The sequence below is a fragment of the Paenibacillus rhizophilus genome (assembly GCF_003854965.1).
GTDB classification, from domain to species: Bacteria; Bacillota; Bacilli; order Paenibacillales; family Paenibacillaceae; genus Paenibacillus_AQ; species Paenibacillus_AQ rhizophilus.
In genome coordinates this window covers 189,523-202,032 of sequence record NZ_RQPI01000005.1, presented here as the reverse complement: position 1 = coordinate 202,032, position 12,510 = coordinate 189,523, and the positions used below count along the sequence as shown (strand labels likewise).

Genomic DNA, 12,510 nt, shown 5'->3' with positions numbered 1-12,510 from the left:
CTCTACCGGGGTTATTTTTGCCGGTGATCCGAGAGTCCGATTGTTGTCAGGGACGGCCCGAACCACAAGCGGGAAAGGGCGCTTCAAATATCCTTTAGGAGGAAGCTGCGGTATGGAAACCATTTTTAGCAAAATTATTGAGGGAAGCATTCCCTGCAACAAAGTGTTTGAGAATGAACGGATTTTGGCATTTTACGATATCGAGCCCGCCGCGCCGGTGCATGTGCTGATTATTCCCAAGAAACCGATTCCGTCGATGAACGAAGTGGCGCCCGAGGATCTGCCGCTGATTGGAGAGTTGCACAGCGTGGCGCAGCAAATCGCCAAAGAACTGGGCATTGCGGAAACCGGGTACCGTCTGATCAACAACTGCGGACCGGACAGCGGCCAGGCGGTTCAACATCTGCACTATCATCTTATCGGTGGAGCGAAACTGGGCGCGCTGATCGGCAATTCCAAATCTCACGCCTAAAGAGAGTGACCGGGAAATATAGCTCTTCCGAAAAAAGAATGGGCTTGAAGGTTGACACCCTATTTCGGTTTGACCTATAATGAAGTTTGATGAACCGTGTTATGCTCTTGGACGGTCTGGTCGGAGGGAGGGAAAACTGGTGTCTGAAACGAAAGTTCGCAAAAACGAGACAATTGATGCTGCACTTCGTCGCTTTAAACGTTCCATCGCTAAAGATGGCGTCTTGGCTGAGGTGAAGAAACGCAAGCATTATGAAAAGCCAAGCGTTAAGCGCAAGAAAAAGTCCGAGGCTGCTCGTAAGAGAAAGTTTTAGGAGGATTACCCAAGCATGAATCTTAGCGAACGATTGAACGAAGATATGAAGCAGGCGATGAAGAGTAAGGACAAGTTCAAACTCTCCACGATTCGAATGGTTCGTTCTACGATCAAGAATCTTGAGATAGATTTGAAAAGAACATTAGACGACAACGAAGTGCTTGATATCCTTAGTCGTGAGATCAAACAGCGCAAAGATGCCCTCCAAGAATTTGAAAAAGCGGGTCGTGACGAGCTTGCTGCAAGCAATAAAGCAGAAATCGAGATTATTCAGCAATATCTTCCCGAACAGCTTTCCGAAGAAGAAATTCAGGTTATTGTACAGCAGACCATCCAGGAAACCGGTGCTTCTTCGAAAAGTGAAATGGGCAAGGTGATGAGCGCGCTGCTGCCGAAAGTCAAAGGCCGCGCCGACGGTAAACTCGTGAACCAGGCGGTTCTGAAATTTCTGCAATAACATAAGGTGAACACCCCTTTTTAAGGGGTGTTTTTCTTTTTTTATAAGCCTAAAACCTATGATGTAAGATAGATGAGTGGGCAGGAAGCCACGCGCATCTGGTGATTGATGAAACGCCGATCCGTCTACCCCGTAATAACATTTATATCCGCCAATTATATTATCCGGAATAATGATCGAAACTAATCTAAGTGGATTGGAGGGATATGATGTGACGGGTTTGCGGAAAATGATGCTGGCCGTCTGCGCCCTGTTCCTGCTCCTGTTGGTGCCGTTTGGAGCCTTGACGGTTCAGGCTTCCGGCAGCCCGGGCTCGCCCGATGCTGGCAGCGGACTGAAAAAGGGCCCGGTATTTATTCTGCCTGTGGACCAGGAAATCGAACGGGGACTTGAGAGCTTCTTGAAACGGGGCTTTGAGGAAGCAGAGAAATACGGCGCTTCGCTAATTGTGCTGGAGATCGACACGCCGGGCGGACGGGTGGACAGCGCGGAGCAGATCGGCATCATGGTAAGGGAGAGCAAAATTCCGACGCTGGCCTTTATCAAAGGAGACGCGGCTTCCGCCGGCAGCTATATCGCCCTTAACGCGAAGAAGATTGTAATGAAGCCCGGAAGCATGATCGGTTCGGCTTCGCTTGTCGATATGAGCGGCAAAAGGGTGGACGACGCCAAGCTGGTGTCGTTCTGGAAATCCAAAATGGCGGGCGCAGCGGCTCTGAACGGGCGCGATCCGGATATTGCTGCAGGAATGACAGACATCAATTTGGTCGTCGACAAGCCTGAACTGGGCGTTCACAAGAGCAAGGGCGAGATTATCGCGCTGACCAGCGAACAAGCGTTGAAGGCGGGCTACGCCGATGCCACCGGGGATTCGCCGGAGGAGGCGGTTGCCTGGATGGGCTATTCCACCGATGATATCTTTCGCGTGCAGCATACCGGCGCGGAGAAGCTGTCGCAATTTCTGACCCATCCCGCCGTTATGACCATACTGCTGTTCATCGGGATCGCCGGGGTGGTCATAGAACTGCTTGTCCCCGGCTTCGGGGTTCCGGGCATCCTGGGGACTTTGGCTTTTGTGCTGTATTTCTTCGGCAATTATGTGGCGGGATTCGCCGGAGCGGAGACCTGGCTGCTGTTTATCATCGGTCTGGTTCTGATGGTGCTTGAACTGTTCGTTCCAAGCTTCGGCATTCTGGGTATTCTGGGCTCCGTCAGTCTAATTGCGGGCGTCGTGCGGGCCGCCCACAGCTTTACACATGCGCTGTTCAGTCTGGGCATCGCTTTTGGGGCTGCCGTGGTGGTCATTATCTGCGTCCTGATCGCATTCAAGGAGCGGGGAATATGGAATCGATTCATACTCAGCGACAGTCTGGGTAAGGAGCAGGGGTTTATACCGGTTCCCGAGAAACCGGAACTCGTAGGCCGGAGTGGGATTAGCATTACCCCGCTTCGCCCGTCGGGAACGGCGCTTATTGCGGATGAGCGTCTGGATGTCGTGACCGAAGGCGGATTTATCAGCGTGAATACTCCCGTCACCGTCGTTAAAGTGGAAGGCGGCAGGATTGTAGTGAAGGAAGCGCGGGAATAAGGTAAACTGTGGAAGTGTTTGATAATTAACCAATTTGTTATGCAGAAAGGGCAGATGTAAAAATGGAAGCATCCCTAATAACCGTCTTGCTGATCGCAGTCGTAGTGATTATTGTCTTAAGCGTCTTTCTCAGCTTCTTTCCGGTCATGCTGTGGATTTCGGCTCTGGCCTCAGGTGTCAAGATCAGCATTATTACGCTGGTCGCCATGCGGCTGCGCCGCGTCACGCCAAGCCGGATCGTCAATCCGCTGATTAAAGCGACCAAGGCGGGCCTTGGCTTGAACATCAACCAGCTGGAAAGCCACTATTTGGCGGGGGGCAATGTCGACCGTGTCGTCAACGCGCTGATCGCCGCGCAGCGGGCCGATATTCCGCTGGAATTCACCCGGGCGGCCGCCATTGATCTGGCCGGACGCGACGTGCTCCTGGCCGTTCAGATGAGCGTTAACCCGCGTGTAATCGAGACGCCAACCGTGGCCGCGGTTGCCCGCGACGGTATTGAAGTAAAGGTCAAGGCGCGGGTCACCGTTCGCGCCAATATCGACCGGCTCGTCGGCGGCGCCGGCGAGGAGACGATCATCGCCCGCGTCGGCGAAGGGATCGTTACAACAGTCGGATCAAGCAACTCGCATAAGGACGTGCTCGAGAATCCAGATTCCATCTCCCGGACCGTGCTGCAGAAAGGGCTTGACGCCGGAACGGCGTTTGAAATATTGTCCATCGACATCGCGGACGTGGATGTAGGTAAAAATATCGGCGCTTATCTGCAAACGGAACAGGCCGAGGCCGACAAGCGGATTGCCCAGGCAAAGGCCGAGGAGCGCAGAGCGATGGCCGTGGCCCAGGAGCAGGAAATGAAAGCCCGCGTCGTCGAGATGAAAGCCCTGGTCGTCGAATCGGAATCCCAGGTGCCGCTGGCCATGGCGGAAGCGCTGCGCGGAGGCCAAATCGGCGTCATGGATTATATGAATCTGAAAAATATCGAAGCCGACACGCAGATGCGCGGTTCGCTCGGCAAAATGGGCGATCAGGATAACGACGGTTCCAAGAGCGATAAGTAATGAACACAACAAGCAGGGGAGATGAGGCCCCATGAGCTGGATCTATGTCATTGCGGTCATTATTTTTGCGATTGTGTCCCAGGCCAATAAGGCGAACAAAAATAAAAATAAAAACGGAAGATTGCCACGCGGCGGAATGCCGCCTTTTGGCAGCGGTTCGGGCGATGGTCCCCTGCGCCGTCAAGGTTCCGGACTGCCCGAAAGGGGCGGGGCGGCGGAATCGCATGGCAGCGGCTTCCCTGTTCCCGCACCTTCATCCCGGCAGTCGGAACGGATGGATGAAGGCCGTGAGTCCGACACGGCGCCGGCGTTCCCCGAGCCGGCCTTCTTTCCGACTCCGGATTACGAGTCGGGCGAAGGGACATCGCTGGAGCAGCCCGAAGAAGAGGACGGAGTCGAGGTCCGGCAGGAGCGCATGCGGCGCGAACTGGAACGCGTACACCGCGCGCTGGACCGGATTTCCGATGATATGGGAAGCGGCGGAACCGGGCAGGCATCATCCGGCAGCGCTTCGGCTTCGTCTGCACGCAAGCCGGAGGCTATTGGCGGCGATCTGCGCAGCGGGCTTATCTGGGCGGAAATTCTCGGTCCTCCGCGCTCCCGCAGGTCCTTGGGCTCCCGCCGTCCCGGCGGATTGTGAGAAGCGCGCCTTTCCGCCTCTTTTTAAATTACAACCGAATGTACAAAGGTGTCTCATAACGGGTGTATCGTCCTCAAAATAGAATTCGTTCATCTCTCAAAGGATGGCGGTTTCTTGAGTGCGGCGGTCACCCGTTTTTCTTTTTTGACGGACTCCTTTCCAAGTGATTTCAAGCCTCCCGGCTTTCATAAAACAGCGTCTTCCCGCATAAGGTGTACAGTACAGGAAGGGGGAGCGTCTACATATGACCCGGATTGGCCGCAGTCTGCGGGGATGGACAAACGGGATGCTGGATTTGCCGCAGGACCTGCTGAGCGACATGCCCCGGATCACCCTCATCGGAAACAAGGAAATGGTTATAGAGAATCATAAAGGCGTACTGAATTTTTCCCCCGGACAGCTGACGCTTAAGCTTGCGAAGGGATCGCTGGAAATTGCCGGAGAAGGGCTAGTCATCACTTCCATTCTTGGAAGGGAGCTGGCGGTGGAGGGCGTGATCGGGGAAATCAGATATAAGGAAAGCGGGGAGAACCGATGAAGGAACCGCCACTGTCATGGCTTCGGGGGGCTGTTGCGCTGCATATATCCGGTGATCGGACGGAAGGGCTGATCAATGCCGTCACCGAAGCCGGGATTGTTATATGGAATGTCAAAGCGACTGAAAGCGGAGTCAGTCTCCGGCTGCTGCTGAACGATTTCTACGCTCTCCGGCCGCTTCTGAAGCAGACAGGCTGCAGGATGCATATTACGGGACGGATCGGACTGCCGTTCGTGGCGGCCAGGCTGTGGAAACGGAGTTTTTTTGCCGCGGGCCTGCTGCTGTTCGGCATTGTTTTGGTTTTGCTGTGCTCCCTGGTCTGGACCGTCCGGGTAGAGGGGAATAACCGCCTGGCATCGGAGGACGTGCTGGATGCCGCCCGGCAGGAAGGGATTTATCCCTATCAGTGGATTTGGCGCATGGATTCTCCGGACAAGCTCTCCAAGCACCTGGCGGCGCGGCTTCCGGGCGTATCCTGGGTCGGAGTCGAACGGAACGGAACGGCGGTGAAAATCCAGATTGTCGAAGCCGCCCTCCCTGAGGCAAAACCGCTGAACAGTCCGCGCCATCTCATCAGCCGCACCGATGCGGTGATTTCTGACATCTACGCCGAGCAGGGCAGGCCTGTGGTCCAGCGCAACGCGAGAGTGAAGAAAGGGGATATTCTCATTTCCGGGATTATTGGCGATGAGGCAAATATGCAGGCGGTTGTTGCCAAAGGAGAAGTCAAGGGACTTGTATGGCACGAGTACAATATTGAGGTTCCGCTGCAAAAAAAGAATACCGTCTATACCGGGGAGCGGAAGGACAGAAGCTTCCTCGTTCTCGGCAACTGGGCGGTCCAACTGTGGGGTTACGGCAAATCGCCTTTTGAAGAGTCTCGCACGCTGACTGAGCTTGATCCGCTGACCTGGCGGGACACCCGGCTGCCGTTCGGCTGGATGACGGAGAAAGAAATGGAAGTCAGGGAAACCGAGGAGACGCTGACGCCGCAGGCGGCAAAACAAGAAGGGCTGGCCCGCGCGGAGGCCGATATTGCAACCCGTTACGGCAGCGACAGTGTCATTAAAAGCCAAAAAATTTTGCATGAGAAGAAAGAGAATGGTAAAGTTTATATGAAAGTGCTTTTTGAGGTGGAAGAAAGAATCACGGAAGAGCTTCCGATAGTATACAACCGAGGAGAATGAGGCTATTTGTCAGATAAGACTGCAAGTATAAGCATATCTTTGCAAAATGCGGGAGAAGCGCTGGCGCTTTTCGGCCCGCAGGACGGATTCTTAAAGCTGATCGAGAGAGAAATTCCCGCTCGTATAGACTCGCGCGAAGCCGAGCTGACGGTGCGCGGCGGGGAAAGGGAAGTGGACATGCTGGCGCAGCTGTTTCATTCGCTGCTCTCCCTTGTCCGGAGCGGTTATATCCTGAGCGAGCGGGATGTGCAGTATGCCGTAGAGCTGGCTAAGGATTTCCGCGCCGATCAGCTGCTGGATCTGTTCAAGGGTGAAATCACCACGACATTCCGCGGCAAGCCGATCCGGGTCAAGACGATCGGACAGAAACATTATGTAACGACGATCAAGAAACGGGACATCGTATTCGGCATCGGCCCGGCAGGCACGGGGAAGACGTATCTTGCGGTCGTGCTGGCCGTCTCCGCCCTGAAGGAAGGATCGGTCAAGCGCATTGTCCTGACCCGCCCGGCCGTTGAAGCAGGAGAAAGCCTCGGGTTTCTGCCGGGAGATCTGCAGGAGAAGGTGGACCCGTATCTTCGGCCTCTGTACGACGCCCTATATGACGTAATGGGTCCCGATCAGGTAGCCAAGGCGCTGGAGCGCGGACTGATCGAGATTGCGCCTCTGGCATATATGCGCGGCCGCACGCTTGACGACTCGTTTATTATTCTCGATGAAGCCCAGAATACGACGCCGGAACAGATGAAGATGTTCTTGACCCGGCTCGGCTTCGGCTCGAAAATGGTAATCACGGGCGACGTGACTCAAATCGACCTGCCCCGGGGAAAGAAATCGGGCCTCATCGAGGCGAATACGATTTTGTCTTCCATTGAGGATATCGGGTTCGTTTATTTTGCGGAGCAGGATGTAGTGCGGCATTCCCTGGTGCAGAAAATCATCGTTGCTTATGAACATTCAGCCGAAAACCTTGAATAAAGGGGACTGTCACCATGGCTTCAAATCAACCGTCGAAATTCAGCGGATTCTCATACAATGTGAGCGGATGGAAGTATAGCGCCGTTACGCGCTATGCTCTATTTCTGCTGCTGGGCATTCTGGTTTATTTCAGTCTGTCTCCGGATCTGCTCCCTAAACGGTATGACATCAAAGAAGAAACGAACAGTGCCAAGGAAATTGTGGCGCCGATGCAAATTCTGGATAAAAAGGCGACGCTGAAGGCGCAGGAACAAGCCGCCGAGAACGTTCAGCCCAAATATCAAATTATCCCGCTCCGGTCGGAGAACCTCGTCACCTCTCTGCTGGATCGCATCGACCGCCTCAATCAGGACGATACCATTTCCCAAAGCGACAAGACTTCCATTTACCGGGAAGAGATTCCGCAGAGGGCGAATGATTTCGTTCTTGGTTTTGTAGCGTCGAGCCGAAGCAACGGAGCTTACTCGGACAATTTGTTGAATGAAATGCAGAAGGTAATCAAGGAGCAGGCCTATTCCATCCCGGAAGAGACGTATATCAAAATACCCCGGCTGACCTCGCAGGACATCATCGAGATGAAGCCCGTGGCCCGGGATATCGTCAGCCGGCTGATGAATGACCAGATTTCCGATGCCAACGCCGCCCGCGCCAAGGTGGCGGAGCAGGTCAGCATCAGCTCACTCACCCAGCGCACGGCCCGGGAAGTGGTTCAGGAGCTGGCGCGCGCCGCTATTACGGTCAATAAATTCTATGACGAGGACGCGACGAAGGAAGCGGAAGTGCAGGCCCGTGAGAATACACCTCCTGTATATATTGAGCAGGGTGAAGTGCTTGTGGCCAAAGGCCAACGCATCACGCCGGAGCTGTATCAGCTGCTGGACGAAAATGGCCTTTTGCGCAACAATATCAACTACTGGCCGCAGCTCGGACTGCTCATGCTCGCGGGAATCCTGTCGGTTGGCCTGCTGATGTTTATCCGGCAGTCCGGCACCTCCGGCTCTTCCGGCTTCAAATACAACAACTCTCAGCTTCTGATGCTGGTGATTGTCTTTCTGATTACGATTATCTCTTTGCGGTTGGCGGCGTTCCTGCAGACCGATACGCGGCCGTTTATGGGGTTTCTGGCGCCGGTAGCCATCGGGGCGATGCTGGTCGCGCTGCTGTTGGATATTACGCTTGCCTACTTCTGCTCCATTCTGTTTGCCGCATTGGCCAGCATTATTTTGAATGTGCAGCAGAATACGATTTTTGATTTCAATTTTGGTTTCTTTGCGCTGGTTGTATCGTATGTGGCCGTATTCGCTACTCATCGGGCAGGGCATCGCACGACGCTGCTTAAGGGCGGCATCATGGTCTGCCTGTTCGGTTCACTCGTTGTCTTTATGATCAATTTGCTCGGGGGCGGCGCATGGCAGCAGATTCATACGTTGTACGCCATCGGTTTCGCTTTTGCCGGCGGTCTGCTGACGGTTGTGCTGGTTATCGGTCTTATGCCCTTTTTTGAATCGACATTCGGTATTCTGTCTGCGCTCAAGCTTGTTGAGCTGTCCAACCCGAACCATCCGCTGCTGCGCAAGCTGCTGACGGAAACGCCGGGCACGTATCATCACAGCGTAATGGTCGGCAATCTGTCGGAGGCGGCGGCCGAGGCGATCGGAGCGGACGGCCTGCTCTGCCGGGTCGGTTCGTATTATCACGATATCGGCAAGACGAAGCGCCCGTTCTATTTTATCGAGAACCAGAACAATATGGAGAATCCGCATGATTCCATCGAACCGAAGCTGAGCAAATCGATTATTATCGCCCATGCTCGCGACGGAGTGGAGATGCTGAAGGAATACAAGCTGCCCAAGCCGATTAGAGATATCGCGGAGCAGCATCACGGCACTACGTTCCTGCATTATTTTTACCATAAGGCGCTGAAACAGGCGGAGGAAAAAGGCATCGAACCCGATTTCACCGAAGACGATTTCCGCTACCCCGGTCCGAAGGCGCAGTCCAAGGAATCCGCGGTAATCGGCATAGCCGACAGCGTGGAGGCCGCCGTCCGTTCCTTGCGCAGCCCTACGGTTAACCAGGTGGAGACGATGATCGAGAAAATTATCAAGAGCCGGCTGGACGATCATCAATTCGACGAATGCGATCTGACGCTGAAAGAGCTGGACATTATCGCCCGGACACTGAAAGAAACAGTGATGGGCATCTTCCATTCGCGTATCGAATATCCGGAGGAAGCGAAAAAGCCGAAAAAAGAGGAAGGGGCCGTTAACGCATGAGCCTGCAGCTGGTTTGGAACAATGAGCAAGATGAAATGGAAATCGACGATCGGCTGATCTCGCTGCTGGAAGACATTCTGGAAAAAGCGGGCAAGCTGGAAGGAGTCGGCAGCGGCGAGGTGGATCTGACTTTTGTCGACAATGAACGGATTCATGAGCTGAACAGGGAGTACCGCGGCATCGATCGCCCCACCGATGTGCTGTCCTTCGCACTGAACGAATCCGGAGAGGACGAGCCTGAAATCGTCTATGAGGTGGACGAGGAGGAGTCGGAGGGAATTCCCGATATGCTCGGCGATATCATTATTTCCGTCACCCGTGCCAAGGAGCAGGCGGACGATTACGGCCACTCGCTGGAGCGGGAGCTGGGTTTTTTGTTCGTGCACGGATTTCTGCACTTGCTGGGATACGACCATCAGGATGAGGCATCCGAGGCAGAAATGATGGGCAAGCAGGAGCAGGTGCTGTCACAGGTAGGGTTGACCCGCTGATGCCCAAAAATACGGCGGCAGGCCCCAAACGATTTTGGAAGTCCTTTTGGTATGCGGCCCAGGGGATCAGACAGGCCTTCCGGACCGAACAGAATATGAGAGTGCATTCCGGCTTCGCCGTCCTCGTTCTGCTGCTCGCCGCGCTCTTTCGAGTCCCGCCGGGCGATTGGATGCTGCTTCTGCTGGCCATCACGCTTGTACTGGCGGCCGAACTGCTGAATACGGCGATCGAGTCGGTAGTCGACCTTGTGTCTCCGGAAATCCACCCCTTGGCCAAGGCGGCCAAGGACACCGCTGCGGGAGCCGTTTTCCTGACAGCGGCGTTTGCCGTTATCGCGGGTATTTATGTTTTTTACCATCCGGTGATAGACTGGATTGCAGCACTTATGTCATAATCGAACTACAACTTTACAGGCGGAAAAGGCGGATAAGCCGTTGGGCGGTTCCGCCATCTTTGTCTTTGTTCCGCTTTTTTAGTACGGCAAATCCGAAGCAAGTTTTGCGAAGATTATTTGAGAAGCTGATGCTAACAAAACTAAGTAATGCTTCCGAAGCAAGTTTTGCCGAAGAATAATCAAGGGTGCCTATGCTAACAAAACTAAGTAACGCTTCCGAAGCAAGTTTTGTCGAAGAATACTCAAGAGGTCTATGCGAACAAAACTAAGTAACGCTTCCGAAGCAAGTTTTGTCGAAGAATACTCAAGGGAGCCTATGCTAACAAAACTAAGTAACGCTTCCGAAGCAAGTTTTGTCGAAGAATACTCAAGGGAGCCTATGCTAACAAAACTTTTAGGAGGACAACTATGGATTCCATCACGCTGCTGCAAGAGGCGATCAAAGCCCGAGCCAAAGCTTATATCCCTTACTCCCGATTCGGTGTCGGCGCCGCTCTGCTGGATCAGGACGGACACGTTCATCACGGCTGCAACATCGAGAACGCCGCATACAGCGTCACCAATTGCGCCGAGCGCACCGCTCTCTTCAGCGCCGTGGGCCAAGGCCATAAACGCGGTACCTTTAAAGCGCTTGCCGTTGTAGGTGACACCGACCTGCCGATTACACCTTGCGGTGCGTGCCGGCAGGTAATCGTGGAGCTGTGCGATCCTGATATGAAGGTTATCTTGGGCAATATGAAAGGGGACATCCGTGAGACAACGGTTCGCGAGCTGCTCCCCGGCGCTTTCGGCCCAGACGAGCTAAAGCAGGGACAAGCTCCGGAGTAAGTGCGTAAGCGAAGCGGCGAAGCCGCCAGCGCTTACCCGCAGGCAGTAGAAGGAACCCCGCCGCAGTAGCTCGCACGTGTTTGCGCAAGCGTAAGCGAAGCGGCGAAGCCGCCAGCGGTTGCCCGCATGGAGTCTCTCCGTACACACTCGCTCGTTACTCTACGCACCGCTCTTTCCGGCGCAAACCGGAGCGGGTGACCGCAGGGAACGTACGCGTGTCATTCGCGGCATGCCCCTTTTACACTCCAACCGCCGCAGGCACGCCCATTTCCGGGTGTCCAGAGGGCGGGCCCTTGGGGTCCCCCTTGGCTAAGGGGGATTTAGGGGGATCGAAAGGTAGGATCGAAAACGATTTTAGAAAGGTTGAGATTATATGTCATTCAAATCGGGTTTTGTCGCCATTATCGGCAGACCCAATGTAGGGAAATCGACGCTGATGAATCAGGTCATCGGGCAGAAAATCGCCATCATGTCGGATAAGCCGCAGACGACCCGCAACAAGATTCACGGAGTCTACACGACAAACGGTTCGCAAATCGTCTTCCTTGATACGCCCGGCATCCATAAACGCCAGTCCAAGCTGGGGGATTACATGAACCAGACGGCGATGAGCACACTCGGCGAGGTTGAGGCGGTGCTGTTTCTGATTGACGCCGCCGAGGGACTTGGCGGAGGCGACCGTTTTATTGCCGAGCAGCTTCAGGGACTCAAGACGCCTGTTATTCTGGTGATGAACAAAATCGACAAGCTGGAGCCCGAGGCGCTGCTTCCGCTGATCACGGAGTACAGCAAGCTGCATGATTTTGCCGAGATCGTTCCAATTTCAGCCAAGGTAGGGAGCAATGTAAATACACTGCTGGACCAATTGCAGAAATACCTGCCGGAAGGCCCGCAGTATTATCCAGAGGATCAGGTGACCGACCATCCGGAGCAGTTCGTTATCGCCGAGCTGATCCGCGAGAAGATTCTGCACATGACCCGTGAGGAGGTGCCGCATTCCATTGCGGTGGCCATTGAGGATATGCGCGCAGAGCCGAACGGAGTGGTGCATATCTCCGCTGTAATTTTTGTCGAACGGGATTCGCAAAAAGGGATTATCATCGGCAAACAAGGCGCTATGCTGAAGGAAGTCGGCAGAAGGGCCCGTACCGATATTGAGAATCTGCTCGGGTCCAAGACGTTTCTGGAGCTTTGGGTAAAGGTGAAAAAAGACTGGCGCAACCATGAACGCGTACTGCGCGATTTGGGCTTCCATAAAGACCTGTGATCTTCATCACAATCGAC

General features: G+C 54.3%; 14 protein-coding genes. All 14 read left to right on the top strand.

Translation table 11 applies throughout. The features are described 5' to 3' along the window. The first annotated feature begins 112 nt into the window (after nt 1-112). The 14 genes from EH198_RS11745 to era all read left to right on the top strand — a co-directional run bounded on the left by EH198_RS11745 (nt 113) and on the right by era (nt 12,493). Nucleotides 113-472, top strand: a complete 360-nt coding sequence (locus EH198_RS11745) for a histidine triad nucleotide-binding protein (RefSeq protein ID WP_124695727.1) — start codon at nt 113-115, stop codon at nt 470-472. 139 nt (nt 473-611) lie between these two features. Beyond that, nucleotides 612-785, top strand: coding sequence for a 30S ribosomal protein S21 (rpsU, locus tag EH198_RS11740; RefSeq protein ID WP_005547957.1), 174 nt, complete (start codon nt 612-614; stop codon nt 783-785). 15 nt (nt 786-800) lie between these two features. Continuing rightward, complete coding sequence (locus EH198_RS11735; protein WP_124695726.1) at nt 801-1,244, top strand: GatB/YqeY domain-containing protein; 444 nt, start codon at nt 801-803, stop codon at nt 1,242-1,244. Nucleotides 1,245-1,473: 229 nt separating this feature from the next. After that, on the top strand, nt 1,474-2,832 hold the full coding sequence (locus EH198_RS11730) for an NfeD family protein (RefSeq protein WP_124695821.1): 1,359 nt from the start codon (nt 1,474-1,476) through the stop codon (nt 2,830-2,832). 62 nt (nt 2,833-2,894) lie between these two features. Next, on the top strand, nt 2,895-3,893 hold the full coding sequence (gene floA / locus EH198_RS11725) for a flotillin-like protein FloA (RefSeq protein WP_124695725.1): 999 nt from the start codon (nt 2,895-2,897) through the stop codon (nt 3,891-3,893). Between the two features lie 31 nt (nt 3,894-3,924). Beyond that, a complete protein-coding gene (locus tag EH198_RS11720) occupies nt 3,925-4,533 on the top strand; it encodes a hypothetical protein (protein WP_124695724.1) in 609 nt (202 codons plus the stop codon). Between the two features lie 244 nt (nt 4,534-4,777). Beyond that, the gene (yqfC, locus tag EH198_RS11715) at nt 4,778-5,071 is read left to right on the top strand and encodes a sporulation protein YqfC (protein WP_124695723.1); all 294 of its coding nucleotides are present in this window, start codon (nt 4,778-4,780) and stop codon (nt 5,069-5,071) included. After that, nucleotides 5,068-6,258, top strand: coding sequence for a sporulation protein YqfD (gene yqfD, locus EH198_RS11710; protein WP_124695722.1), 1,191 nt, complete (start codon nt 5,068-5,070; stop codon nt 6,256-6,258). The genes yqfC and yqfD overlap by 4 nt, the downstream gene beginning before the upstream one ends. A gap of 6 nt (nt 6,259-6,264) precedes the next feature. Beyond that, nucleotides 6,265-7,236: a PhoH family protein gene (locus tag EH198_RS11705; protein WP_124695721.1), complete on the top strand. Its 972-nt coding sequence runs from the start codon at nt 6,265-6,267 to the stop codon at nt 7,234-7,236. Nucleotides 7,237-7,250: 14 nt separating this feature from the next. Then, nucleotides 7,251-9,512, top strand: coding sequence for an HD family phosphohydrolase (locus EH198_RS11700; RefSeq protein ID WP_124695720.1), 2,262 nt, complete (start codon nt 7,251-7,253; stop codon nt 9,510-9,512). Then, complete coding sequence (ybeY, locus tag EH198_RS11695) at nt 9,509-10,003, top strand: rRNA maturation RNase YbeY (RefSeq protein ID WP_124695719.1); 495 nt, start codon at nt 9,509-9,511, stop codon at nt 10,001-10,003. Before EH198_RS11700 ends, ybeY begins: the two co-directional genes overlap by 4 nt. Beyond that, nucleotides 10,003-10,398, top strand: coding sequence for a diacylglycerol kinase (locus EH198_RS11690; RefSeq protein ID WP_124695718.1), 396 nt, complete (start codon nt 10,003-10,005; stop codon nt 10,396-10,398). The genes ybeY and EH198_RS11690 overlap by 1 nt, the downstream gene beginning before the upstream one ends. Nucleotides 10,399-10,806: 408 nt before the next feature. Continuing rightward, entirely contained in the window at nt 10,807-11,226 is a 420-nt protein-coding gene (locus EH198_RS11685; RefSeq protein WP_124695717.1) for a cytidine deaminase, read from the top strand. A 373-nt stretch (nt 11,227-11,599) separates the two neighbouring features. Further along, nucleotides 11,600-12,493 carry a GTPase Era gene (gene era / locus EH198_RS11680; RefSeq protein WP_124695716.1) on the top strand — a complete coding sequence of 298 codons (894 nt, stop codon included), beginning with the start codon at nt 11,600-11,602 and terminating at the stop codon, nt 12,491-12,493. Nucleotides 12,494-12,510 lie beyond the last annotated feature (17 nt).